Origin of the sequence: Lactococcus petauri (genome assembly GCF_002154895.1) — a bacterium.
Taxonomy (GTDB): Bacteria; Bacillota; Bacilli; order Lactobacillales; family Streptococcaceae; genus Lactococcus; species Lactococcus petauri.
Genome location: NZ_MUIZ01000002.1, coordinates 95669 through 121587, shown reverse-complemented (window position 1 = coordinate 121587; position 25919 = coordinate 95669). Strand labels below are relative to the sequence as shown.

Annotated in this window: 19 protein-coding genes; 5 read left to right on the top strand and 14 right to left on the bottom strand. The window is 40.7% G+C overall.

The window, feature by feature from the left end:
- The first annotated feature begins 206 nt into the window (after positions 1-206).
- Positions 207-1556 carry a lipid II isoglutaminyl synthase subunit MurT gene (gene murT / locus BZZ03_RS03270; protein ID WP_019293528.1) on the top strand — a complete coding sequence of 450 codons (1350 nt, stop codon included), beginning with the start codon at positions 207-209 and terminating at the stop codon, positions 1554-1556.
- The gene (gene gatD, locus BZZ03_RS03265; protein WP_004257838.1) at positions 1556-2347 is read left to right on the top strand and encodes a lipid II isoglutaminyl synthase subunit GatD; all 792 of its coding nucleotides are present in this window, start codon (positions 1556-1558) and stop codon (positions 2345-2347) included. The genes murT and gatD overlap by 1 nt, the downstream gene beginning before the upstream one ends.
- 64 nt (positions 2348-2411) lie before the next feature.
- Here gatD and BZZ03_RS03260 read toward each other — a convergent pair whose 3' ends face one another.
- The 6 genes from BZZ03_RS03260 to BZZ03_RS03235 all read right to left on the bottom strand — a co-directional run bounded on the left by BZZ03_RS03260 (position 2412) and on the right by BZZ03_RS03235 (position 10530).
- Positions 2412-4010 (bottom strand): hypothetical protein, encoded by a 1599-nt coding sequence (locus BZZ03_RS03260; RefSeq protein ID WP_086582497.1) that lies wholly within the window; start codon positions 4008-4010, stop codon positions 2412-2414.
- Positions 4011-4270: 260 nt separating this feature from the next.
- Entirely contained in the window at positions 4271-6928 is a 2658-nt protein-coding gene (locus BZZ03_RS03255) for an FtsX-like permease family protein (RefSeq protein ID WP_086582685.1), read from the bottom strand.
- A 4-nt stretch (positions 6929-6932) separates the two neighbouring features.
- Entirely contained in the window at positions 6933-7634 is a 702-nt protein-coding gene (locus tag BZZ03_RS03250) for an ABC transporter ATP-binding protein (protein ID WP_086582496.1), read from the bottom strand.
- 112 nt (positions 7635-7746) lie between these two features.
- Positions 7747-8571 carry an ammonia-dependent NAD(+) synthetase gene (gene nadE / locus BZZ03_RS03245; protein ID WP_086582495.1) on the bottom strand — a complete coding sequence of 275 codons (825 nt, stop codon included), beginning with the start codon at positions 8569-8571 and terminating at the stop codon, positions 7747-7749.
- Positions 8572-8573: 2 nt separating this feature from the next.
- Positions 8574-9062: a GNAT family N-acetyltransferase gene (locus BZZ03_RS03240; RefSeq protein ID WP_017369595.1), complete on the bottom strand. Its 489-nt coding sequence runs from the start codon at positions 9060-9062 to the stop codon at positions 8574-8576.
- Between the two features lie 4 nt (positions 9063-9066).
- Complete coding sequence (locus tag BZZ03_RS03235) at positions 9067-10530, bottom strand: nicotinate phosphoribosyltransferase (protein ID WP_019293534.1); 1464 nt, start codon at positions 10528-10530, stop codon at positions 9067-9069.
- Positions 10531-10797: 267 nt separating this feature from the next.
- Between BZZ03_RS03235 and BZZ03_RS03230 the strand changes: the two genes are divergently transcribed.
- The gene (locus BZZ03_RS03230; RefSeq protein ID WP_086582494.1) at positions 10798-11385 is read left to right on the top strand and encodes a nicotinate-nucleotide adenylyltransferase; all 588 of its coding nucleotides are present in this window, start codon (positions 10798-10800) and stop codon (positions 11383-11385) included.
- 11 nt (positions 11386-11396) lie between these two features.
- Here BZZ03_RS03230 and rnr read toward each other — a convergent pair whose 3' ends face one another.
- The 7 genes from rnr to BZZ03_RS03195 all read right to left on the bottom strand — a co-directional run bounded on the left by rnr (position 11397) and on the right by BZZ03_RS03195 (position 21396).
- Positions 11397-13424: a ribonuclease R gene (gene rnr / locus BZZ03_RS03225; RefSeq protein ID WP_269843659.1), complete on the bottom strand. Its 2028-nt coding sequence runs from the start codon at positions 13422-13424 to the stop codon at positions 11397-11399.
- A gap of 57 nt (positions 13425-13481) precedes the next feature.
- Positions 13482-14594 carry an NAD(P)/FAD-dependent oxidoreductase gene (locus tag BZZ03_RS03220; protein ID WP_086582492.1) on the bottom strand — a complete coding sequence of 371 codons (1113 nt, stop codon included), beginning with the start codon at positions 14592-14594 and terminating at the stop codon, positions 13482-13484.
- Positions 14595-14678: 84 nt separating this feature from the next.
- Complete coding sequence (locus BZZ03_RS03215) at positions 14679-15203, bottom strand: dihydrofolate reductase family protein (protein ID WP_019292558.1); 525 nt, start codon at positions 15201-15203, stop codon at positions 14679-14681.
- Between the two features lie 128 nt (positions 15204-15331).
- Complete coding sequence (locus tag BZZ03_RS03210; protein WP_019292557.1) at positions 15332-15499, bottom strand: hypothetical protein; 168 nt, start codon at positions 15497-15499, stop codon at positions 15332-15334.
- 18 nt (positions 15500-15517) lie between these two features.
- Positions 15518-16831, bottom strand: a complete 1314-nt coding sequence (gene obgE / locus BZZ03_RS03205) for a GTPase ObgE (RefSeq protein ID WP_014024644.1) — start codon at positions 16829-16831, stop codon at positions 15518-15520.
- A 252-nt stretch (positions 16832-17083) separates the two neighbouring features.
- Positions 17084-20221 carry an SbcC/MukB-like Walker B domain-containing protein gene (locus tag BZZ03_RS03200; RefSeq protein WP_086582491.1) on the bottom strand — a complete coding sequence of 1046 codons (3138 nt, stop codon included), beginning with the start codon at positions 20219-20221 and terminating at the stop codon, positions 17084-17086.
- A gap of 2 nt (positions 20222-20223) precedes the next feature.
- Positions 20224-21396 carry an exonuclease SbcCD subunit D gene (locus tag BZZ03_RS03195; protein WP_086582490.1) on the bottom strand — a complete coding sequence of 391 codons (1173 nt, stop codon included), beginning with the start codon at positions 21394-21396 and terminating at the stop codon, positions 20224-20226.
- 186 nt (positions 21397-21582) lie between these two features.
- On the opposite strand from BZZ03_RS03195, the gene BZZ03_RS03190 reads away from it, so the two are divergent.
- Together BZZ03_RS03190 and BZZ03_RS03185 are read left to right on the top strand one after the other, a co-directional pair.
- A complete protein-coding gene (locus tag BZZ03_RS03190) occupies positions 21583-22044 on the top strand; it encodes a GNAT family N-acetyltransferase (RefSeq protein WP_086582489.1) in 462 nt (153 codons plus the stop codon).
- A gap of 102 nt (positions 22045-22146) precedes the next feature.
- Complete coding sequence (locus BZZ03_RS03185) at positions 22147-23088, top strand: UbiA family prenyltransferase (RefSeq protein WP_086582488.1); 942 nt, start codon at positions 22147-22149, stop codon at positions 23086-23088.
- 51 nt (positions 23089-23139) lie between these two features.
- Here the strand turns inward: BZZ03_RS03185 and BZZ03_RS03180 are convergent, their stop codons facing one another.
- A complete protein-coding gene (locus BZZ03_RS03180) occupies positions 23140-25815 on the bottom strand; it encodes a cation-translocating P-type ATPase (protein WP_086582487.1) in 2676 nt (891 codons plus the stop codon).
- Between the last annotated feature and the right edge of the window lie 104 nt (positions 25816-25919).

Genomic DNA, 25919 nt, shown 5'->3' with positions numbered 1-25919 from the left:
CGGCTACATGGGACTTGTTAGCGCAAGTCCTTTTCTTTATACTTATTATAACATCATGCTTTCCTAAGAGCAAGAAAAACGAAAAATCTGATGAAGTTAGAACACCCCTCACAACTTCTTATTACCTTGTTTATCAGCAAAAAAATATCTTTTCCAATGAGAAGTTTATCCTCCTCAACACCGCAATCTATGGTATAATATCATTTATGACTATGAAAACTTCATTCGCAACTTTAGCAGGAAAGAGTTCACGCTTAGTTTTAGAGAAAATCTTTAAGCGTGGAAGTACGTTGCCTGGTAAGATTGCTTTAAAATTTGATCCTGAAATTTTAGCTACATTAACAAAAGATTATGAAATTATCGTTGTGACAGGGACCAATGGTAAAACTTTGACCACAGCGCTCACTGTCGGTATACTCGAAAAAGCTTTTGGAAAAGTTGTCACAAATACTTCTGGTGCTAACATGATTACTGGGATTACTGCTACTTTCTTGACAGCACCTAAGGTTAAAAAAGGGAAAAAAGGCTTTGCTGTTCTGGAGATTGATGAAGCATCACTGCCAAAAATCACCGAATATATCAAGCCTTCACTTTTTGTTTTCACAAATATTTTCCGCGACCAAATGGACCGTTACGGAGAGATTTATACAACTTATGACTTTATCGTCAAGGGAGCCGCTAATGCACCTGAAGCCACTGTTCTTCTCAATGGTGATAGCCCGCTCTTCCATTCACGGACTTTGGTAAATCCTGTCAAGTATTATGGTTTTGACCATGAAAGTCATGCGCCTGAACGTGCGCATTATAATACTGAAGGGGTTGTTTGTCCGGAATGCCATCATATCTTAGATTATAAGCTCAATACTTATGCTAACCTTGGCGATTACATCTGCCAAAGCTGCGGTTTCAAACGTCCTGAGCTGGATTATCGTGTTTCTGAGCTCACAGAAATCACCAATACTTCTTCTCAGTTTGTCATTGATAATCATTCTTATAAAATCAACGTGGGTGGACTCTACAATATCTACAACGCTCTTGCTGCTGTTTCTGTCGCTGAATTTTACGGCGTACCTGCTGAAACTATCAAGGCAGGTTTCGAACAATCTAAAGCCGTCTTTGGCCGTCAAGAAACCTTTAAGATTGGCGATAAATCCGCTACTATTGTCCTGATTAAAAATCCTGTTGGAGCAAACCAGGCGCTGGAAATGATGAAACTTGCTGATTATCCATTTACCTTGGTTAGCTTGCTCAATGCCAACTATGCTGACGGTATTGACACAAGCTGGATTTGGGATGCTAACTTTGAGCTGGTCCATGACATGGATATTGACCAAATCTTTGTTGGTGGTGTCCGCCATAGTGAAATGGCTCGTCGTTATCGTGTTTCTGGATTTGACGAAAGCAAAATTCATGAACTTGAGTCGCTACCACAAATCCTTGATGCCCTCAAAAATGAAGCAGATCAGCACATCTATATCCTAGCAACTTACACTGCAATGTTAGAAATGCGTGAGTTGCTTGCACAAAACAAGATGATTGGAAAGGAGATGCACTAATGGTTTATACTTCTTTAACATCAAATTTAGAAAATCCTAAATACAACCTTCATGTTGCCCATCTTTATGGAGACTTGATGAATACTTATGGCGATAACGGTAACATACTCATGCTTAAGTATGTCGGCGAAAAATTAGGCGCTGAAATGACTTTTGATATAGTTTCCCTTGAAGATAGTTTTGATCAAGATTTTTATGACCTTGTCTTCTGGGGCGGTGGTCAAGATTATGAACAGGAAATCATCGCGGACAGCTTCAAAAATATCACAGCACCACTCAAATCCTATATTGAGGCTGAAAAGCCTATGCTTGCCATCTGTGGCGGCTATCAAATGTTAGGTCAGTACTATATCAATGCTGCTGGCAACAAGATTGACTGTACCGGTATCTTGCCGCACTACACCAAAAACCTTGGCAATGACCGTTTTATTGGCGATATTCAAATTCATAACGAAGAGTTTGGTGAAACTTATTATGGTTTTGAAAATCACTCGGGAATTACCTATCTTGGTGAAGGCGAAAAAGCTTTAGGTAAAGTGGTTTATGGTGGCGGGAACAATCCCGACGATGACACCGAAGGGCTCCACTATAAAAATACATTTGGTACTTACTTCCACGGTCCCATCCTTTCGCGCAATGCACGCTTGGCCTATCGCCTCGTCACAACTGCCTTATATCAAAAATACGGGCAAGACTTGGAACTTCCAGCCTTCGAGGAAATTCTCGCCCACGAAGAAAAAGGGCAACAAATCACGGATGCCAAACGTAAAGTTGAACATTACGAACATTAAAATACAAAAAGACAAAGTCACAAGAACTTTGTCTTTTTATTTGGTTCGCTAATACTTTTTGGAGTTACTGATGGATTATGAGGGCGGGGCGGATACCACCATCGGAAGCGCTGTGTTCAGGAACTTGTATGGCAGGTGTTCCTACCAAAAATTGAGCATTAGAGATTTGCCAAGCCATTGGTAATGTAATTTTTTCGGGGAACCAATGCTGTTCAAAACTTGGTGTGCGCAACCACCACCAGCTGTTACTCGGACCTACACGTTCGTCAACACTCGTGAAACCATGATTGGCACCAGAAACACGGTTCACATCAATCAGTGATAAGGCAAAAGCCCGAGGGTTGCCGTCTGAAACAACTTGCGTGATATCGGCAAATGGCACTGTGCTCATGCCCATGAAGAAAAAGTTCAAACCTGCAAAATCAACAATATGTAGATCTACTGGGTTGAGTTCTCCTGTCGTGAACTCGTCAGCCACAGGCTGAACCAGAGCTCGAAGTTCCGGTAAAATGCCACTGTTAAACCAAGTTTCCATCTGAGACTCTTGCGCTTCAAAAGACACGTCAGGAATAACTTCGTTACGGATAATCATATGGTTGCCGCTGCCTTGATTTTCAAGGTAACGAAAGGCTTGGTCATCCTCTGTGGTAAAGATACGCCCCGGATTCATGGCGTTAAAGTTAAAATCTCTTAGTGGCGAACTTGCGGTTGACAAAGGATTGCCATCACTCGCACGAACTGCGGAGAGGAAGTCATTCACGTGATCAGGCTCGTCAGAGAATCTTTCCCCAGGACTGATAAGCTCACTGGAAACATGAATCGCGTAATAATAAGAGCCCGGAATGTTATCTGCCCCCTCCAACATTCTGGCTTCATCAATCAGATACGAGGTTGCTTGACCGGGTTGGAGTCGATTTGCCCAATAGGCCCAACCAGTATTATGGTCAATCACCCAAAAGTTCCCCGTTCTTGGATTTTCTGTCCACGCTTGGAGTGACATTGGCGGAAGATTTTGAGTTAAGTTTTGCGCAGTCTCTCGTGTTACCGTAGCTCCCTGATAACGGCCTGCGCTGTTATCGACACTGTCATTTTCACCCCAGAAATTATCTGTCCCATCGCCCGGATGTGTGTATCCTCCACTTGCATAATCAAGTGCATCGCCTGCAGCGGCTGATAAGTCAAAAAGTGCATGATTCTCATCATAAACAGTGTTAAACGTAGGAAGAAACCAGGGGGCTGCACCTTCTCGACCAAAGCTAAGTCGAGAAAATTGATTAAAATACACGTGGCCTTCTCCTGTACGTTCAGTGAGATTACCCGCAGAAGGGATATAAGTGCTCCAGGTGCTTGTATCCTCGCGATCACTTGTCGAAACAACCGAAGTCCATTCAGTCTGACCGCGTTCTTGAATCGCCATGTACTCCGAAAGACGAAGCCTCGCCATCAGCGGTTCTTGCCCGAAGTTTTCCACGAAAACATCCTTGTTTTCTTCTTCCCGGTTAAAGTAGTCGTGGACACGTCCGCCGACTTGCGCTAGATTTTCTCTTTCTCGGTCATTGATTGCCTGTTGGTTAAAAGCAGTGAAGGCGAAAGTACCACCGATTAAGCCAAGTAGGGCTAAGAGTGCGATATTGCGTACTTTACGTTTTTTATCTGCGTTCATAGGCTGCTCCCCCCCTCAAAACAGAGAAGATTGACAGCTGCTAGACGGAAAATTACCGCCTGCTGTGCTGTGCTGTGCTGTGCTGTGCTGTGCTGTGCTGTGCTGAAAAATTATAAGTCATCGCATTTACCTCGTCAAGTTTTTTGTTATCTATAAGTAACACCAATAACATTTATATAATTTTATTGTAATCTTTTTCTTATGCAATTCAAAATAATATCAAAAAAGTACCTCAGAAAGAGGTACTTTAGAGGAAATAATCAATCCACAGACTTTAATGCACCCAGCATATCGACATTTTTGAGTTTCAGATGGACGACAATACTTAAGCCTAAAGTTGTGGCTAGGGTAATGAGTGTTGAGAGCAACAGGTTACTCCATAACAGATTTGGATTAAACATAATCATGTCGGTCGGTAACATGGTAATAATCACATGATGGAAGTAAGCCCCTAAGCCAAAACCAGCTAATATTCCCAAAAAGCTCAGTAAAATCGTCTCACGATAAATGTAAAGTGTCACTTCACGATCATAGAAGCCCAGTACTTTAATCGTTGACAACTCTCGAATTCGTTCAGAAACGTTGATATTGGTTAGATTGTAAATAACAACGATAGCCAATAGAATGGCACAACCAATAAGCACAAACATGACACTGTTGATACCGTGTAAAAAGGCGTCAATTGTATTTTGTAAATCACTATTTTGCGATACAGTGAGCGCCCCAGCATTTCGCATAAAGTCAGCCGCAGCTGCTTGACTTTTAGCCCTTGATGTATCTCGAAGCTTCAAGAGATGCGCATTTGCCTTTATCGGTGTTTCAAACAGCGCTTTATACTGGTTTTGATTCATAAAAATATAGTGCCCCATATACATCTCGGTAATATCTGCAACTTTTATTTTTACTGTTTTATCCTGATCATTTTTTAGCGAAATGGTCTGTCCAACTTTTGCTCCAAGTAGTTCTGCCAGTTTTTCACTTATTACTGCGCCTTCTTTTGGTAATGCCAGTTTCTCCTGACTTACACGATTACGCAGTGTTACAAACTGCTTAAAGTTTTCTTCCTTCTCCGGAACCATTAAACTAATATCCTGACGATTATCGTTAATCGTTTGATGCAGTTGTTCAAAGTGAACAGGAGCATAAGACTTAATATTGTCTGACTGTAAAAACTGGTCAAGTTCATCTTGCTCCTGTTTATTCAAGTTATCCTGAGAAACCGCAAGCATATTGTAGTGTAAAATTTCACCAAACTGTCGTTGACTCAACCCTGAGATAGAATCACGGATACCAAAGCCCATAACAAGAAGTGCTGTACATCCCGCAACCCCAACAATAGTCATCAACATTCGCTGTTTGTAACGGAAAAGGTTACGTGCTGTCACTTTATAGGTAAAGCTCATACGATTCCAAATCGGCTTGATTCTCTCCAAGAAAATACGCGAACCTGCTTTAGGTGGTTTGGCTAAGAAAAGTGCTGCTGGTACGCCACGTAACTCAGCTTGAGCCACCAAATAAGCGGGCAAAACGGTACAGGCAAGCGCAATAACAAAGGAAACAAGCGTCCAGAAAGGTGAGAAAGTCAAAATCAATCCTGAAAATGTAGAGGAAGCCGAATAAGCGTTAAATACCACATGAGGAAGCACAACGTGACCTAAAATAACACCTACAGTTGCACCCGCACAGGCTGAAACAGCTCCATATACGATAAATTTTTTCCGAATTTGAGCATTGGTGTAACCCAAAGCTTTAAGTAAGCCCATATTGCCTCGTTCTTCTTCCACGAAACGTGTCATCGTCGTTAAACTGACAAGAACGGCGATCGCAAAGAGCACGACGGGAAAAATGTTTGAAAGGGTATCGATACGAGTGGAATTATCAACAAAGGTTTGATAGCCCGGGTTTCCTTCTTTTCGATTATTTACGGTATATTCTGGAGCTTCAAGCGCTGCTAGTTTATCTCTCTGTTCTTGCAGTTGAGTTTTACTTTCTACAAGTTTTGCTTTACCCGTATTCAAACTTTCCTGCAGGGCTTGAAGTTGAGGATTTTCACCAGCTAGAGCTTTTTGTTGATTAAGCGCATTCTGTGATTCTTGCAGTTTTATTTCTTCTGCTTTCAGTTTATCTTGGGCTTGATTTAGCTGGGCTAATGGCTCTTCTCTTATCTCCGCTAAACGCTTTTCAGGTTGTCCTTCCAAAAGATTTTTAAGCTTTTGTTGGTAATAGTCTGAGCGTTCCGTAAATTGTGGATCATATGGACTAAGGCCTTGCATGGTTTTGAAACTCAAGCGTGCAATCATATACACATCTGACTGAAAAGTTTCAGGAGGAACAACGGCATAGCCGTTAAGCTGTCCCGTTCCTATATTGGTCGGACCGTATAGACTTTTATCAACAAATTCACTTGATTTGACAAAACCGACCAGCTTAAACTCATGGTTTTTTAGAAGATATGATCCCTCATTTTTTTCTTCGGTTACGCGGATTGTATCACCAAGCTTGTACTTGTCTTGATAGAGAAAATCAAGGGCAATTTCATTGCTTTTTTGGGGCATTTTTCCTGCAATGAGCTCATAAGTCGAAAGGTTGTCCGCTTGCGAGAAAATACGCAAGGATGTTTTCTTATCGGGCAGCAAAACATCACGAAAATAGCCAAAATCCACCGTTTTGACTCCATCTGCCTGGCGAATAAGCGCTTGGTCCGATGCATTTAAACCCATCGTTGAGGTAACACTCAAATCTGCCAAGTGATGCCGCGCATAGAATTCCTCAGCCGTTGCCCTCATATTTGGCCCAGACATTTTTAAACCGACAAAGGCAAAGACCCCTAAAGCCATGAGGGAGAAAATAGATATGAAACGTCCAAAGGATCCAGTAATCGACCGTCTTATATTTTTATTGAGGGTTTTTGTTTTCATCGAATCACCACTCAATCGTTTCAATATCTGATGGACGGTCGTTGACCGTAATCTCCTTGACCCGACCATCATGGACATGAATGATACGGTCCGCAATTTGACTAATGGCAGCATTATGGGTCACAATAATCACTGTTGCACCCTGAACGCGCGACATGTCTTGCAGTATTTTCAGTACATGCTTACCTGTTTGATAGTCTAATGCTCCGGTTGGTTCATCACAGAGAAGGATTTTGGGATTCTTAGCGATAGCACGCGCAATAGCCACACGTTGTTGTTCTCCCCCCGAAAGTTGTGAGGGAAAATTATCCAAGCGATGACCCAAGCCGACATTTTGAAGAACTTCTACAGGATCAAGCGCATTTTCGACAATCTCTGAAGCCAGTTCAACATTTTCCTTGGTCGTCAAATTATTAATCAAGTTATAAAATTGAAAAACAAAACCAACATCACGTCTACGGTAAGTAATCAGTTCTTTAGCAGACAGCTCAGCAATATTTACACCATCAATTATCACTTGCCCTTCATCACTCGAATCCATGCCGCCTAAAATATTTAAGATTGTGGACTTACCCGCACCTGACGTTCCTAGGATAACTGCCAGTTCTCCTTTCTCAATCGCAAAGTTTACGTGATCATTGGCATAGATTTTTTCTCCACCAGATTGATAGATTTTTGATTCATCTTTTATCTCAATATAGGACATAATATCCCTCCTGTAAGCGTTTATATTACTCTATTATACCATACTCTCAACCCTCATTTTATTGATTTACGTATAAAAAACGCCAGCCTAAGCGCTCACGTCTTCTTATATATTATTTCCAAAAATCATCAAAAACGGTAATAGGTAAGTGACGTTTGTGTTCCGTTTTAAGATACCAATTTTCGATTTTTTCTTGTGCCTCGGGGCTGATTGATCGTCCTTCTGTATAGTTGTCGATGTCCTCATAAGTCACGCCCAGAGCAACTTCGTCTGCCAAACCGGGCTTACCATCTTCCAAGTCTGCTGTTGGAACTTTTTCATAAAGAGAAGGTTCGGCACCCAAAGCAGCGAGCAACATCTTACCTTGACGTTTATTGAGACGGAAGAGCGGCAACAGATCAGCGCCACCATCACCAAATTTCGTATAAAAGCCAGTAATATTTTCAGCTGCATGGTCTGTTCCCAAAACAGCACCTTGCATCCCTCCAGCAATCCCATATTGACTAATCATGCGTTGACGGGCTTTGATATTTCCCTTGTTAAAGTCAGAAATCTCCACACCAGTCGCTTCTAAAGCCGCAACTTGAGCATCAACAGCTTCTTTGATATTCACCACTAAACTTTTATCTGGTTTAATAAAGTCCAATGCTCTTTGCGCATCCTCTTCATCTGCTTGTGTACCATAAGGCAGACGAATAGCTACAAATGTATAAGCTTCGTTTCCCGTTTCTGCACGCATTTCTTCCATGGCAATCTGTGCCAAGCGGCCAGCCAATGTTGAATCTTGCCCTCCAGAAATTCCTAAAACATAGGTTTTAATAAACGGATATTTCTTTAAGTAGTCTTTGAGGAAATCCACTGATTTACGGATTTCTTCATGTGCATCGATTGTTGGTTTAACACCTAGTTCTTTGATAATTTTTTCTTGTAAAGACATATTCACTCCAAAATTTTAGCCATATAAAATTCATCAACCCATTCATCATTGATTTTAAGAGATTGGCTACGTACTCCTTCAATCACAAAACCGTTTGTTTTATAACATGAAATAGCTGCACTGTTGTTCATTGCCACTGTGAGTTCTAAACGTGAAACTCCTTCTTTACGTGCCCATTCTTCTAAAGCTACAAAGAGCCGGCTCGCAATCCCTTGACGACGATAATCCTTAAGCACAGCAATGACAATTTTAGCACAATGTCTATTGCGACGGTAAGTGCCACGGTAGGCAGCTAAGAAGGCAACTAATTCGCCTTGATCATTGTCCGCACCCATCAAAAAGTCCGTTGAGGCAACTTGATTGGCTAATTCATGAAGTTTAGTTTTATGTTCGTCCGGTTCAACCAGCATAAAGTTATTTTCTTGAAAAATTTCCATTTGGAGCTGACCAAATGCTTCAGCATGTCCTAATTCAATATTTTTTATTCTCATAGTATCAATCCAATTTCATTCCAGAAACCTTGGTGCGTACTTGACTAATCAAACGCATCTTATGGTTCCATAATTCTTGTGATAAGTCAACGGGATATGGTTGGGGATTGAGGTTGCGCTTATATTCATCCCAAAGTTCGGTCAAGTTGGCTTCAGCAAAAGTTTTGATTTCTTCTAAGGTAGGCAAAGGATAAACTTGCTGGCCTTTGACAAAAATTTCTTTAAGTAGGGGTTTAGCAGTAAAGTCACGTACATTTTTATTAATAAAGGTATGCACGGGATGGAACATATAGATTTCCTCACTCTGGTCTGGTCTTTCACCGTCAAAAGTAATATAATCACCTTCAGACTTACCGTCACTTTCTCTTGTGATACGCCAGATTTGCTTTTTCCCAGGCGTGGAAACTTTCTCTGCGTTGCTCGACAGTTTGATGGTGTCTTGCATTTCGCCCTGATCATCTTCCATAGAGACAAGTTTGTAGACAGCACCAAGCGCAGGCTGATCATAAGCCGTGATGAGTTTAGTACCTACACCCCAAACATCAATCTTCGCTCTCTGCATTTTCAAGTTTAGGATTGTTGACTCGTCCAAGTCATTTGAAGCATAGATTTTGGCATCAGTAAAGCCAGCTTCATCCAGCTGCTTACGTACTTTTTTCGAGATATAGGCCATATCTCCAGAGTCAATGCGGACACCTTGGAAATTGATTTTGTCACCAAATTCACGTGCCACACGAATAGCTGCCGGAACACCAATGTTCAAAGTATCATATGTATCCACAAGGAAGACACAATCTTTATGTGTCTGTGCATAAGCTTTAAAAGCTTCATAATCGTTGCCATAGCTCTGAACTAAAGCATGAGCATGTGTTCCGCTTGGTTTAATGCCAAAAATCTTAGCCGCACGCACATTACTTGTGGCATCTGCACCACCAATATAGGCCGCACGTGTCCCCCAAATAGCAGCGTCCATTTCTTGGGCACGGCGTGTACCAAACTCAAGCAAAGGATCATCACCAATCACAGACTTGATGCGTGAAGCCTTGGTTGCAATCAGTGTTTGGAAATTAATGATATTGAGGACAGCCGTTTCGATAAGTTGACATTCAGCCAGCGGTCCTTCTATCTGAACCAAAGGTTCGTTGGCAAAAACGAGTTCTCCTTCTTGGACAGAGCGGACTGTACCTGTAAAGCGAAGCTGTGCCAGATAGTCCAAAAAATCCTCAGGATAATCTAAATCACGGAGATAAGAAATATCTGTTTCGGTAAATCTTAGATTGTTCAAGTAGTTAACCATGCGTTCCAGACCTGCAAAAATAGCATAGCCGTTTTCAAAAGGCATTGAACGGAAAAAGACTTCAAAAACAGAATTGCGATTATGACGTCCAAGCTCCCAATAGGTCTGCATCATATTTATTTGGTAAAGATCTGTATGTAAAGTTAAACTATCGTCTGGATATAGTGACATGGTGACTCCTTTTATGAGTGACAAATTATATTCTAACTCTATTTTAACAAAATTTGACGGTAAATTGTATTGTCATCACCTTTATTTACAAATATTCAGGGACATTTCTATCTTCATGTTGAAATTATCTCAATGCTTCTTAAATTCTTCATGAGTTTAAACTCAATAAATTATTATTTTCTTATTTGAAACTGCTCATATACCTGATGAAAGTGGGCTTTTCTGGTATAATATGAAAAGAATTAAAAAGGAGCTATATATCCACTAATGGAACAAGCAAAAAGAAATAAAATCGGAATTTTGGGCGGTAACTTTAACCCGGTCCACTTTACCCATCTGATGATGGCTGATCAGGTCGCTCAACGTCTTGATTTAGATAAAGTTTGGCTCATGCCCGAGGCTCTTCCTCCCCATATTGATGAGAAAAAAACAATCTCGGCTGAGCATCGTGTGAAAATGCTGGAGCTGGCGATTGCAGATAGTCCACGCTTATCGCTTGAGTTGGGAGAAGTTGCACGTGGTGGGAAATCTTACACCTATGACACGATGAAGCATCTCACTCAAGCTTATCCAGATACTGATTTTTATTTTATCATTGGTAGCGATATGGTGGAATATCTTCCGAAATGGTACAAGATTGATGCCTTACTTGACTTGGTTCAGTTTGTTGCTGTTCAACGTTCAACTGAAGCTATTGAAAGTCTTTATCCTGTCCAATGGGTGGACTTACCTCTTTCTTTTGCTTCCAGTACTTCTTTACGTAAGATGTTTAAAGATGGAATCGAGCCGGTTTACCTCATGCCTCAATCTGTTATCGATTATATTAAAAAAAATAAGCTCTATCTTGAAGGATAGAACTTTTTTTATTATTCTTCAATAATTTCTTCAAAATCAACGGTTCCCTTACGTTTATTGGCTGAAATGACACGAATTTTTAGGACATCCCCCATACGATAAGTTTTCTCAGATTTTTTACCTTTGAAGATATCTTCTTCTTCATCGAATTCAATGGCTTCTTCAACACCTGTGTGAAGATTGACCGTACGAATCAAACCTTGGACCGTATTTTCAAGTTCCATGAAGAGGCCAAATTTTTGAACACCAGTTACGGTTGCTGAGTAAACTTCACCGATATGATCTTGCATGTACTCCGCTTTTTTCATAGCATCCACGATTCGTTCCGTCACAACTGCACGATGTTCCATATCAGAAGACTGTTTAGCGATTTCAGGTAAACGTTCTTTCCATTCTTCTTTCGTACGGTTTGAGTGATCTTTTGGATAAAGATGAAGTAACCGATGCACGATCAAGTCCGGATAACGACGAATCGGACTGGTAAAGTGGGTGTAGTCTGTCGCAGCTAATCCATAGTGCTGTGTATTTTTTTCTGAATACAGAGCTGTCGACATCGTGTGGCGTAATTGATACGTTAGTGTTTTTTCAAAAGCCGTTCCTTTAATCTCTTCCGCAAAGTAATTTACAGCTTCATGAGAGTTTGAACTCAAGCTAAAGCCCGCATCAGCAGCCTTTTCCATTAATTTAGCAAATGCTTTTTCTTTCGGCTTGTCATGTACGCGGTAAAGTGACGGCAATTTTTTCTTTTGGAAATCAAGGGCAACCGTTTCGTTGGCTGCCAACATGAAGGATTCAATCATACGTTCTGCTGTACCACGTTCACGTTTCACAACATCAATCGCATGTCCTTTTTCATCCAAGATAACTTTTGCTTCACTTTCGTCAAATTCGATCATGCCACGTTGATGACGCATCTCTTCGAGTAGCGCGTGAAGTTCCCCAGCGATAGCGACAGAATCCACAATTTTAGGGAATTGCTCTAGACTTTCGCGATGTCCTTCTTGCCCTTTATTGAGCATCTTGTTTACTGTTGAATAAGTCATACGATAAGTTGTCTTAATCACAGACGGACCAATCTTATAATTGATAATTTTACCGGAATTATTGATTTCCATCACACAGGACATCGTCAACCGCTCTTGCGCTTCATTTAGTGAACAAAGATTATTGGACAGCTTAACAGGTAACATTGGCACGACACGATCGGTAACATAGACAGATGTAGCACGTGCAAAAGCTTCCTCGTCCAAAGGTGAACCGTCAGTGACATAGTGAGAAACGTCAGCGATATGAACACCCAGTTCATAATTTCCGTTGTCTAACTTCTTAACATGAATGGCATCATCCAAGTCTTTAGAATCTTCGCCATCAATCGTATAAGTGATTTCTGAGCGATAATCGTCACGCCCTGCAAAATCTTCTTCCGTTAATTCTTCTGGGATTGCTTCGGTCTGAGCCATTGTTTCTGCTGTAAATTCTTGCGGAATTTTCATAGCGCAAAGCACTTCCAAAATATCAATCCCCACATCATCCTTGTGTCCGATAATTTCTAACATTTGACCTTCAAATGCTTTATTTTCATCAGGATGTTGCGTTACTTTGACACGGACAACATCACCTTCTTGTACTTCAGACAGCGGTTGCTTGATGTATAAAGGATCTGTGATTTTATCATTGTAGAGTTGAATCGTGCCTTTGTAGCCTGTAAGTTTACTTTGACGGCTAGATAAGCTTTGATAGCTCCCAACAGTTTCCGTCACTGAACGTTTTGTGATTTTGATTATCTGTCCATCTGCACCACGTTTAGCATTTTTTTGATGAAGTACACGAACAAGGACTGTATCTCCATCCATTGCTGATTTGGTGAATTTTGGTGAGATGAAAATGTCATTACTCTTGTCAATCGCCTCGAGCGGGTTCACAAAGCCAAATCCCTTCGGATGCTTATGAAAAACGCCTTCAACTTCGTTTTTTTCTGGTGTATTAATAATTAAATCTGATATTTTTGCCATTATTATCTTTCTGTTTTTTAAATCTATCTTTTCTATTATAACACACCCTACAAGACGTCTTTTGTTTTGAAATGTTTTTTAAGCTCATTCTTCTTTTTTATTCACATAGAGATCCATTTCCTTTTGATAATGGTTCATATCCCATTCTGAATTATCTGCATTTAAATGTTGTGCTAAAAGATAGGCAATGTAAGGTCCTGTAGTTAGTCCTGAGGAACCTAATCCACTCGCAATATTCAAACCTCTCTCTTGCACTATAGGGCCAAAGAAGGGCGCAAAATCAGCAGTGTAGGCGCGGGTCCCGACACGGTAGCTATAAGCTGTGTCTGCAAAATAATCTTCCTTTAAGAAGGTCTGCACGCCTTTAGTCAGTTGCTCAAAAGCTTCTTGTGTCGGTTCTAAATCCCAACCTGCTTCATTTTCATGTGTTGCACCTAAGAGTAAACGGCCATTTTGAAAAGGAATCAGGTCGGCTTCACCTTCTAAGAAAGCAACCGGCCATTTCTCTGTTTCAAAATTGGTCTCAAAAGACAACAGTTGCCCTTTCTGGGGCGAGACCTTGGCTGTATAACCCAGTTGATCCAGTAAAGTTTTCAATGCTGGTCCCGGTGTCAAAACAAGTTCATCTACTTCCACCTCCTCTTGCACTGAAGTCACACGCCATTTTGCCTTCTCCTTCTTGACTTGGGCTTCTTCGCTTATTACACGAACACCGCGTGTTTGGGCACGTTCCCGAAGATGTTGCAAGTAAGCTTTTCCATCAAGTCGTGCGCCTCCAGAGATGTATAAGCTTTCGACAGGTTTTAGCAAAGGCAGCATGTTTGTCGTTTCTTCTTTGGTGAGATGGCGCACTTCCCCAATCTCTGGTGCCGTTGCACGTCGCTCTAAAGCAAGCTGTTCGAGGTCTTGAAGCGCTTGTGGACTTCTGACGAAGAGCGTACCACACTTTTCGTAAATGTTTTCATCTAAGCTCAAGTCTTTGACCAGTTGCTCAAAAAAGGCAGCACCATCTTTAGCTAAAGCATACCATTGTTTATTTCTTCGTTTGGACAGCCAAGGAGAAATAATCCCTGCACTGGCACCTGTCGCCTGATGTTTGCCAGAATCAAAAACTGTAATGTCAAATTTTTCTGTATCTAAGTAATTGGCCAAGGTCATGCCGATGATGCCGCCACCAATAATCGCTATTTTTTTCATAAATTTATTATTCCATATGGAGTATTTTAAGTCAAATCCATATTTTAGCTTTAAAAATTTCCTAAGAGAGAAAATATATTTTAACTAACTTTTCGCTTTCGTTTTGCGCTTATAAGCCAATTCAACAAATTGTCCGTATCTTGTTGTTCCTTGTAACTCTAAGTCTGCCGCATAATTACCTTGTGGAAAGAGCGGGATGCCTTCTCCCAAAATAACTGGAGCAATTGTTACTTGGTACTCGTCGATAAGATCAGCTTCCATGAAATCCTTAATCAGCTGACCGCCACCAACTAACCAGATTTCTCCTTGAAGCTCTTTGACAAATGATGTTAGATTACTTGGATGCACAAACTTGATATTGGTTTTGTCTTCCCAAGTTTGTCTTGAAAATACATAAGTCATTTTATCCTCATAGGGCCATGTTTCTAACTTTTGATCTAAAAGCCATTGGTAAGTTCTGCTGCCCATGATAACAATATCTACAGATGAGAGAAATCGCGATATACCATTGTCTCCTTCTCCTTCAACAGCCATCAGCCAATCCAAATTATCCTGCTTATCAGCGATATACCCGTCTAATGTTTGGGCGATAAAAAGTTTTACTGCCATGTGATCTCCTTTTCGTTTCTTAACTTGCTTCATTTAGCTTAGCAAGACTAAATTATAAATTCAAGCTAATTGTTCTTGTTTTCTACCATATTATAAAAATAAAAACCATGAAAAACATGGTCTTCTTTTTATTCATCTTCTTTTTCGTTTGTTTCTTGTGCAGCTTTAGAGAGGCGGAGTTTACCTGAGGGATTATATTTCTTAATCAAAGCATCAATCCGTTCGTCTGTCCAAAAATCTGCTGAGGCAATAAATTCACCGTTTTCATCACGGTCAGAAATAATCTTAAAGCCCATCTCAATCCTCCTACGCTATTAATCTACAAATTCAAACTCAAATTTCTCGATACGTACCAAATCACCATCACGTGCACCTGCTGCACGAAGTTGTTCATCAACACCCATTGAACGGAGTTGACGCGCAAATTTCATGACAGATTCGTCACGGTCAAAGTTAGTCATCTTGAAGAGTTTCTCAAGCTTAGTACCAGACAAGCGCCAAGCGGCATCATCGTCACGTGAAATACTGAATGGTTTTTCTTCTTCTTCAAAGCCATAGTATGCTTCTTCATCGATGAAGTCTTCGTCTTCATACAACAAGAATTCTGGTGTTTCAGCTAAGAGTTCACTTGTACGTGCCAACAGACCTTGCAAGCCTGTTTTTGTTAGACCAGAAACTTCAAAGATTTGAGGCATTTCTTGCCCTTCAGGTAGATTTTCAGCTAACTTTTTCTTGAAATCTGCAAGAATCTCTGGCGCATCTGGCATATCCATTTTGTTGGCCACAATCAATTGTGGACGTTCAAGCAAGCGAAGATTGTAACTTTCCAATTCCTTATTGATGGTTACATAATCTTCGTAAGGGTCACGTTCCTCGATGCCTGACATATCCAAAACATGCAAGAGAACTCGTGTACGCTCGATGTGACGTAAGAACTGAATCCCTAAACCTGCACCTGAGTGTGCGCCTTCAATCAGTCCAGGCATGTCCGCCATAACGAAACTGTCACCGTAGCCGATTTGGACCATACCAATATTTGGTGTGATTGTGGTAAAGTGATAAGCTCCAATCTTTGGTCGTGCATTAGAGACAACACTCAAAAGCGTTGATTTACCTACAGAAGGGAAACCTACTAAGCCAACATCAGCAAGGACGCGCAATTCAAGCATAAGCCATTTTTGCTCCCCTGGCTCACCGTTTTCAGCAACTTCTGGTGCAGGGTTACGTGGTGTTGCAAAGCGAATGTTTCCACGTCCACCACGACCACCTTTAGCAACGACAAACTCTTGACCTTTGTCAATCAAGTCCACAATTACTTGTCCTGTTTCATTGTCTTTGACTGTGGTTCCTTGCGGAACTTTAACAATCAAATCTTCTGCTCCACGTCCGTGCATCCCTTTGTTCATACCTTTTTCACCTGGTTTCGCACGGAAAATACGGTTGTATTTAAAGTCCATCAGAGTAGAAAGCCCTTCATCGACACGGAAGATAATATCACCACCGCGTCCGCCATCTCCACCAGCAGGACCACCGTCTGGTACGTATTTTTCACGACGGAAAGCGACTGCTCCGTCTCCACCTTTACCAGCTCTTACTTCAATTCTAGCTGTATCTAAAAACAAGCTCATTTTTATTTTTCCTATTTCTTCCTAAAAGCATGCGCTCTTCTATTTGGTTCGAGTTCGATTTTCCAGCAGGACTAAACTTCATCATTTTTTACTGCTGTTTGCTGGAAAAGCTTTTTCCCATACATCTCACTCCACACTCCTTTGTGAGTAGAGTTTTGAACTCTACTATTTTACCATATTTCATTGTTTTTCTCAAAAGGCTACTTTGGAAAGCAGTCGGAACTTTTTATCTTGATTTCTGACTAAAAGATTTTATTTCGAAAAGAGTTTTACCTGACTTCGTCCGTCTCCGACTTTTTCGACACGTAGTTGCTGTGCGATTGAATCTTTCATTTCTTCTACGTGACTGATAAGGCCAACAAGACGATTTTCTCCTATTTGTTCCAGCGCTGTCATGGCTTTTTGGAGTGTTTCTTGATCAAGTGAGCCAAATCCTTCATCGACGAAAAGTGCTTCTATTTGAACCCCTTGCGCAGAATTTTGCACCACTTCACTCAGTGCCAATGCTATTGACAGAGCTGCAATAAAGGTTTCTCCACCCGACAAAGTATTGGATGAACGTGAGGCACCTGTCTCATTATCATAGATGCTGATGTCCAAGCCATGATCGCGCCTTTTATTGGCGGATTCTTTGGCCAACTCAAAGCGATAGCGGTTATTGGAAAGTTGATTGATGAAATGCTGGTTAGCATAAATCAAAACTTTTTCCAGATAATGTTGGACAACAAAGGTTTCAAGCTTGAGCTTATCTCCTGTTTTTCCTGCTATCGCATTGTAGAGCTTAGTCATTTCACGCGCCTTATCCGCTGCCTTTCCTTGTGTCTCAAGTATTTGTTCAATCTTAGCAACCGTTGTTTCGAGTTGTTGGCGTGTATTGGATAGCTCAATAACTGCCTTTTGCGCTTGGCTATAGCGCTCGTTTAGGGCTTGCTTTTCTTCTCTCAACTCAGTAAGATCAGGTCTTTGCTTACCGCTTAATTTTTCCTCATACTTTGCTAAAGCACGATTCAAGCGTTTCTCCTCAAGTTCATAAGTATTAATAAACTTGGAAATTTCAGGAAGTTTATCCTCTGCAAGCCAATTTTTCAGTGTGACTAAATCATTGGTCCAAGCATTTGGGGCTGCCAATGCTTTGTGGATAATGCGCTGTCCTTCTTGAAGCTTCAGTTTTTGCTCTTCAATACGCATCAGACGTTCTTCATGTTTTGCTTTCTGTTCTGCATAACGCTTTTCAAGGGAAATTATCTTCTCACGCACCTCTTGGCACTCTGTATAATAGTTATCGACTTCTTGGCGCAATATAACCTTCTGCTCTTTTAGAGCTTGACTGGATTGCAGTTGCCCAAACTCAGCTAAACTTTGAGCGATTGTTTCGAGCTGTGCCTTGACTTTATCGCTCTCCTGAAACAACCCTTGACGTTCAGCTTCTAAGTTTTCTACTAAAACAGACAGCTTGTCTTTTTCCAGAGAACGTTCTTTTTGTGCAGTGCTTTTCTGCCTATAACTGTCTTCTCGAGCTTGAAAAATGATATTGAGCTCTTGGCGACTAAACACTTTAGGAAAACTGCCTTCATGTGCCTGACAAAACTGACGGTAGGCTTGGTCAAACTTCTGCTCCATTTCTTGCAGTGTTTCAGCTTTTTCTGCAGCTTTTTTTTGAGCCTTTTCAAGTTCGCTTTGAGCCTTTTCTTGCCTTTCTTCTGCAGCAGCAAAGGCTTCTTGAGCTTCGTCAACTTGTTGCATAGCTGCTTTTAAGTCATCGTCAGAAACATCAAGCTCAACATGTGATAAAGGATGTTCTGTAGCACCACAAACTTTACATGGTAAGCCATCTTCGAGTTCCTTTTGCAGTTGAGCAATCATGAGACTTTGGCGTAATTTTCGCTTTTCCTGATAACTTTTCTGTTTGAGCATGAAATCTTGCTGCAGTGTCGTAATATTTTCCTCAGCAAAGTTTAATTCCTTTTGTGCAAGTTGATTTTCTTGTTTTAAGCGCTCCAAATATTCTGCTAAGGGAGAAAGTTGCTGGTGAAAGTCCAACTTTAGACGACTTAAAGCATCTTTTTCCGCCTGCAAGATACTCTCATCAAGGATCTCTTTTTGTAATTGATCAAGTTTGACTTGTGCTTCTTTTAGGGGCACATCTGTCTCACTTTGCTTAAGCTGCAAGTGGACAATCTTTTTCTCCAAATCTTTTTTCTGTCGGATAAGTTTTTCTGCCTGCTCAGCTTGCGTAATCGTGCGAGTCAGCTCTTCAATATCCTTATCTTTTTCTCCAAATTCTGAAGCTTTCTGATCTAAGTCTTGCTCACGTTTTTTCACTTCTCCAAGTATTTTCTGCTCTTGCTCGGCTTTTGAGCGATAATCAGCTTCACGTACTTGGTTAGCTTCTAGTTCTTTTTCAACCTCTTCCAAGTCACGTAAAATATCCTTAAATTGTTGCGCCCAGCTGCGGGCTTCGTAGGCTTCTTTCTGTTGCTCATAGAGCGCTGCCTGCTCTGCTATTTTTTCCTGATATTCTTTTTGAGTCTTTTCTGCTTCAAGGAACTCTTGTTCCAGCAGCAAGGCATCTTCGTAAGCTTTATCGACAGTTTCTACTTGGTGCTGCACTATTTTTGCAAAGTCACGAGCCTTGCTTTCTTGCATCTGCTTTTGCTCTAGAAATTCTGACGCTTTTTCAAATTTTTCCTTATCTGGACATTCTTCCAAAGCCTTGGCTTCTTCCTCCGTCCAGACAGAAGAGCTATATTGGCTTTGCAAGATTGAATCAAGAGCTGCGTTTTCTTGATTGTTTTTTGTGTATTGATTCCGCACTTCCTCAGAAAAGACCGTAAAAATTGCCGTACCAAAAATTTTCTTCAGAATTTCTTCTTTTTCATTGGTGGCCGATTTTAAAAAACGTGAGAAGTCATTTTGTGGAAGTAAAATGATTTTCTTGAACTGCTCGGCGCTGAGATTTAAAAGACCATATATTTCACTGGCAACATCGACCGGTTTTGTAGCCAAACTGGCTTGCTCTGTGCCAAATACCCTATCTACAATAGCTAAGCTGGCTTGACTTTTTTCCGTCTTAGTGCCTACTCCTCTTTTCTTAAAGACTTCTTGCTCGGGACAGCGTTGTACCTTATAAAGAAAGTTACCTTGCTCAAAATAGAAAGTAACTTCGGTACGTTGGTCTGGTTGTGCAAACTGGCTGCGCATTTCTCTCGCTTCACGATCTCCTGTCGTCTTGTCAAAAAGAGCATAAGTCATTGCATCAAAAATCGTAGATTTTCCGGCACCCGTATCGCCGCTAATCAAAAATAATGGTGCTTCATCTAAAGCTCTAAAATCAATTTCCGAGTGAGCATGAGGTCCGAAATAATTCATTTCTAAGTAAATTGGTTTCATGTCTACTTCTCCCCTCTCAAGTCAATAAAAGTTTCTTCGATAAAAGTTCGCTGAAATGGACTAAGTACCTCTCCTGCCACCTGTTGGTAGAAATTTTGCACGATTTCTTCCTCACTCATCATTTCCATATTTTGATGGGTTTCGTGCTCTATGATGCGTTCTTTATCTTCATAATCCAGTTCGACAATAGTGCCATAGATTTTCTGAAGTTGGGCACGTAAATTTTGCCCAGCATGAGCAAAGCGGTCAAAGTTTTTAATACATATAGCAAACCAAGCAGATTCTAAAGGTTGTTGCTGGTAAAACTCTGGATCAAGAAGCGTTTCCCACTCTTCAGCAAGAGCAACCAAATCCGTCTGCGGTTGAATTTCGAAAAACTCAGTCTCAACCTTATCCGCCACATTTACGATATAATAGCCTTTTTTCGTTTTCGCTTCTTTGATATTAAATTTGACAGGACTTCCTGAATAACGCACTGTCTCACTGGGTGAAGCATGATGTGTATGAATATGCCCCAAAGCAACGTAGTCAAAATCCACAAACTGCTGGACTGTGACAGTAGCTAGCCCCCCAGCTTTGGACTTGGTTTCACTTGTCAGCTCAATCTCCTGATCTGCAGAAGGGCTCACAGCAAAGTGAGTCACTAAAATTTGTTTTTTCTCAGGGTGAAAGGCTTCTCGCATTTTTTCAAGTACTAGTTCTAATGCCTGAGACAAGGTTTTAATTTCTTTCACTTCCTCTTCCGGCATACCCGCTTGTAAAAAATAAACACGCACATCAGCTGGATCAAAGTAAGGAAGCAAGAACATTTGGATCTCCGCTGTTTCAATGGGTACAAAAGCTTCTTCTAATAATGTATTCAAATGCAGATGGTTAAATTCCATCCATTCACGCCCATAATTTAGTCGTCGTGCACCGTCGTGATTTCCCGAAATTGCATAAATAGGAAAATTCTCCTGAATATTCATTTCTCGCAGCATTTCGTTAAAGGTCGTCACAGCTGCTGCGCTCGGAACTGTCCGGTCATAAAGATCTCCTGCAATAATGATACCGTCAACCTTTTCTTGCTTGGCTGCGGCCAGCATAATTTTAAAGGCGTGCTTTTGCTCTTCTAAAAGACTCCAACCGTTCAAGGTTCTGCCAATGTGCCAATCTGATGTATGTAAAAATTTCACTAATTTCAGCCCTTTTCTACTTTTTTCGCTTCCTCTATTATACCTCATAAAAGTTAAAGACAAAATAATGGGGAGATTTCCCCATGTGGCCAATATTTATTCATCACTTCTTTATCCTCGCCTATGGTATAATTTAGGAAAAACTAGGCTCATACATACCAGATATTTTTTAAATTAAGGAGAAATATGCTAAAACTTATTGAAATGACACAAGAAAGATTTCAACACTACATGCTCTCCGCCGTAGAAACCTTTGCTAAAGAAAAAGTCCTAAACGGTACTTGGACTGAAGAACAGGCTTTTTCAAAGGCTCAGGCAGAATACAATTTACTCCTGCCTGAAGGCCTCCAAACACCCAATAACTATTTTTATTCTATCCTTGAAAAGGGAGGAGTCATTGGTTATATTTGGATTGCTCAAAGTACAGACAATGCTCGAACTGCTTTTATTTACGATTTGGAAATTTATGAAGAATTTCAAAATCAAGGTTTCGGCTCTACGTCTCTTGAATTAATTAGTTTTCAAGCTAAACAACTTGGCTTTTCATCCCTAGCTTTACATGTCTTTGGAAGTAACTCTAGAGCTTTACACGTCTATAAAAAAATGGGTTTTGAAATTACTGATATTAATATGCAAAAAGAATTATAATTTAACTTTTTACTGAAGAGATTTGAGTACTTTAGCTTGGAGCACTGTCTATCTTTCTTTCCAACTAAGAATGCCTCTTTTTTTTGTGATATAATTCTCATTATGAACGTCAAAACATTTCTTAACTTTACAAGAATCCAAACCTTACCCGTGGCTCTGCTTTCGCCACTTGCAGGAATTATGTTCTCGCTATGGTATTTTCACTCTTTTCATCTTTTACCCACCCTTCTTTTTCTGATTGGGCTTGCTGCCATCAATCTTTTTGTTTCCGCATGGAATAATTTGATGGACTACCATAAAGCGCTGGATCCAGAATATAAAACCCAGAAAAATATCATTAGCAATCGCAATATCAACCCTAAGTTAGCACTAAAAATTTGCCTGCTCTTTCTTTTCATCGATATCGTAGTTGGGCTTGCAGTTATGTTTATCACCAATCTTGCCATTTTACCCGTTGGCGGCCTCTGCTTTCTTGTAGCAATCTTTTATACTTATGGCCCCTTTGCTTTCAGTCGCTTTCCTTTAGGTGAAATTTTAGCTGGCCTATGTGAAGGATTTTTCGGTTTCTTTCTCGCTGTATATATTAATTCTTATGATTTACAGTACTTTTTCATTCAATTTGACGGCTGGAAAATGAACTGGACGTGGGATTTTTCCCAACTTCTTCCGATTGTTCTCATAGGTATTATGTGTTTCTGTCAGAACTTTAATGTCATGCTTTCCGATAACATTTGTGATTTGGAACAAGACATTCGCAATCAACGTTTCACCTTACCTTATTATCTTAAAATTCCTGCCAGCTTAGTACTTTATAAAGTCATGTATATCATTCCTGCTCTTTGTGTTAGTCTAGCGATAATCTTAGGTATCTTGCCTATATGGTCTGCCTTAATGCTGCTCATCCTCTTCGAGTTGATTCCTAATATGAAAAAATTCCTCCACAAGCAAGTCAAAAGCGAAACCTTTCATTATCAAATTAAAAATCTAATTCTTTACAATGGCAGCTTGGCTTTGACTCTGTTTATTGCTATTATCTTTAACTAAAAAAAACGCTCCAACAGCTGGGAGCGTTTTTTAAATTTTCTTAAAGGATAATTAACCTACTTTGTTTACTGTTGCTTTTGCTTTTTTCTGACTAACAAGTACGCGAAGTGCTTTGATGATTTCCATCATCAAGACAGCACCTAAAGCAAGACCAGCAGCAAGTAACCAGTAGTGCATACTGAAGTTTGCCGGAATGCTGAAGAATTCACGTGTGAAAGGTAAAGTTGTCAAGCTGTAAAGTCCAAGGCAGAATACTACCGCACCTAAAACATATTTGTTAGAGAAGAGGCCCAATGAAAGGATTGTTTGTGAATTTGAACGTGCTGTGAAAGTTTGTAAGCTACGTGCCAAGATTAGAGTTGTGAAGGCCATAGCTACACCCAACTCATCTGAAACTTGCATCCCTATATATTGAGAAATAATCGCTGCAATACCAATCAATACACCACGAACCGCAACACTTGCCATCAAACCGCCTTCGAAGATACCTTCGTCAGAAGGACGTGGTTTTTTCTTCATGACATTGGGTTCTGCTTTTTCCATACCCAAGGCAATCGCTGGTACAGAGTCATTTACCAAGTTGATGAAGAGCAATTGCAGGGCTGTAAATGGACTTGCCCAGTTCATAACTAAGGCAAAAACAATGGTAATAATCGCCCCTAAGTTACCTGAGAAGAGGTAACCAATTGATTTTTTGATATTATCGTAGACTGTACGTCCAACCGCTACAGCATTAACAATAGAAACGAAGTTATCATCGGTCAAAATCATTGATGATGCATCTTTGGCAACGTCTGTCCCTGAACCCATAGCAATACCAATATTGGCTTGTTTCAAGGCTGGGGCGTCATTAACTCCGTCACCAGTCATCGCAGTAACATTTGCTTTCTTCTGCCATGCGCGAACAATACGAATCTTGTTTTCCGGTGACACACGCGCATAAACAGAGATTTTCGCCAAGTTGTCATCCAACTCTTGCTCTGACATAGCATCTAATTCTTGCCCAGTCACAGCAATGTCGTTTTCCCCAAAGAGACCGATATCTTGCCCAATCGCACGCGCTGTTGTTTTATGGTCACCCGTAATCATCACTGTACGGATACCTGCTTTTTTCGCTTCCGCAATTGAATCATAAACAGCTTCACGTGGTGGGTCAATCATGGCTGTTAAACCAATCAAGATCAAATCATTTTCATCTTCCAAATCCAGAACTTCTTTGTCTTGCGCCAAAGGTTTGTAAGCATAAGCCAAAACACGGAGTGCTTTGTTACTGAATGCTTCATTTTGTTTTTGGAATTCTGCTTTTAATTCTTCAGTAAAGTCTTGGACTTGACCGTTGATAAGAACTTTCGAACAACGTGCAAACATCACGTCTGGTCCACCCTTAGTCAACATGAGTTTTTCATCATCAATAAGGTTAATCGTTGACATCAACTTACGGTCGGAATCAAAAGGAAGTTCTGCTAAACGAGGGTAAGCTTCACGAAGTTCTTGATAAGGTTTACCTACCTTGTTGCTAAAAGCAATAAGTGCAACTTCTGTTGGATCACCGAGCTCTTGCCCTTCTTCATTGATACTTGAGTCATTACACAAGACAGCTGCTTCAATCAGTAGTGCTTCGTCCACCGTCCAAGTTTCTGGCTGATCTGGGAAAGTTTCTTTTGTGGTTGTAGGTAAAAAGTAATCGACAACCGTCATTTTGTTTTGGGTTAATGTCCCTGTTTTATCCGTACAGATAACACTTGTTGAACCTAAAGTTTCAACTGCAGGCAACTTACGAATGATAGCATGTTGTTTTGCCATTTTGTTTGTACCTACTGAAAGGACAATCGTTACAATTGAAGAAAGTGCCTCTGGAATTGCGGCAACAGCGACAGCAACAGCAAACATGAAGGCATCTAACATCTTCACTTCAATATTTGCACCGTCTCCAGCAAAGAAGATACGTGCCGCTTGAATTGCAAAGATAGCAACAGAGAGAATCAGGATAGCAATACCCAGTTGTTTACTGAATTTCTCCAGTTTTTGTTGCAAGGGTGTTTGTTTATCTTCAGCCGTTTCAAGGAGCGTGGCGATTTTACCAATCTCTGTTTGACTTCCGGTACCGGTAACGATAAATTCTCCACGCCCATAAACAGTGAGCGCTCCACTGTAGAGCATATTTTTACGGTCGCCTAAAGGAAGTTCCCCTTCAAGCGCTACATCTGTCTTTTCAACTGCTTCGGACTCACCTGTTAACATGCCTTCTTCTACACGCAAGCTCTTACAAGTCAAGACACGTCCATCGGCAGGAACAAAGTCCCCTGCTTCAAGCAAGACAAGATCACCCACAACAAGTTCACGTGCTGGAATCGTTATTTTTTCACCATTACGTAACACTTTTGCATGGGGCGCCGAAATTTGTTTCAAGGCATCCAATGAACTTTCTGCTTTTTTGGTTTGAATCACAGTGACGATTGAGCTGATTAATACTACACCAAGAATGATGCAGGCTTCAACCACTTCGCCTAATGCCAGCTGAACAATGGTAACAATCAGCAGGACAATAACCATCGGGTCTTTAAAAGTGTCCAGTAAAATTTTCCAAGTTGGAACTTTGTCTTTACTCTTCAGCTCATTAAAGCCGTCTCGTTCTTGTCTTTCTTTGACTTCTTGCTCCGTTAGACCTTCAACGGTTGTCTGCAATTCCTCAAGGACAAGCTCTGTTTCTTTGTTGTAGAATTCCATTTTAGCTCCTTCTCCAATAGTTAAATATGACGCTTGATATCAAAAGCAATATTTTTTGATTCGAAACGAATAAGACGCTACGGTAATCGATAGATAGTATGATT

Coding starts and splice junctions, on each gene's coding strand:
- BZZ03_RS03260 (WP_086582497.1), bottom strand. CDS start 4,010: ATGAACGCAGATAAAAAACGTAAAGTACGCAATATCGCACTCTTAGCC.
- BZZ03_RS03200 (WP_086582491.1), bottom strand. CDS start 20,221: ATGAAACCAATTTACTTAGAAATGAATTATTTCGGACCTCATGCTCAC.
- BZZ03_RS03240 (WP_017369595.1), bottom strand. CDS start 9,062: ATGAGAATAAAAAATATTGAATTAGGACATGCTGAAGCATTTGGTCAG.
- gatD (WP_004257838.1), top strand. CDS start 1,556: ATGGTTTATACTTCTTTAACATCAAATTTAGAAAATCCTAAATACAAC.
- BZZ03_RS03210 (WP_019292557.1), bottom strand. CDS start 15,499: ATGGGCTTTAAGATTATTTCTGACCGTGATGAAAACGGTGAATTTATT.
- BZZ03_RS03180 (WP_086582487.1), bottom strand. CDS start 25,815: ATGGAATTCTACAACAAAGAAACAGAGCTTGTCCTTGAGGAATTGCAG.
- BZZ03_RS03190 (WP_086582489.1), top strand. CDS start 21,583: ATGCTAAAACTTATTGAAATGACACAAGAAAGATTTCAACACTACATG.
- BZZ03_RS03235 (WP_019293534.1), bottom strand. CDS start 10,530: ATGTCACTATATCCAGACGATAGTTTAACTTTACATACAGATCTTTAC.
- BZZ03_RS03215 (WP_019292558.1), bottom strand. CDS start 15,203: ATGGCAGTAAAACTTTTTATCGCCCAAACATTAGACGGGTATATCGCT.
- BZZ03_RS03185 (WP_086582488.1), top strand. CDS start 22,147: ATGAACGTCAAAACATTTCTTAACTTTACAAGAATCCAAACCTTACCC.
- BZZ03_RS03255 (WP_086582685.1), bottom strand. CDS start 6,928: ATGAAAACAAAAACCCTCAATAAAAATATAAGACGGTCGATTACTGGA.
- nadE (WP_086582495.1), bottom strand. CDS start 8,571: ATGTCTTTACAAGAAAAAATTATCAAAGAACTAGGTGTTAAACCAACA.
- obgE (WP_014024644.1), bottom strand. CDS start 16,831: ATGAGCTTGTTTTTAGATACAGCTAGAATTGAAGTAAGAGCTGGTAAA.
- BZZ03_RS03230 (WP_086582494.1), top strand. CDS start 10,798: ATGGAACAAGCAAAAAGAAATAAAATCGGAATTTTGGGCGGTAACTTT.
- murT (WP_019293528.1), top strand. CDS start 207: ATGACTATGAAAACTTCATTCGCAACTTTAGCAGGAAAGAGTTCACGC.
- BZZ03_RS03250 (WP_086582496.1), bottom strand. CDS start 7,634: ATGTCCTATATTGAGATAAAAGATGAATCAAAAATCTATCAATCTGGT.
- BZZ03_RS03220 (WP_086582492.1), bottom strand. CDS start 14,594: ATGAAAAAAATAGCGATTATTGGTGGCGGCATCATCGGCATGACCTTG.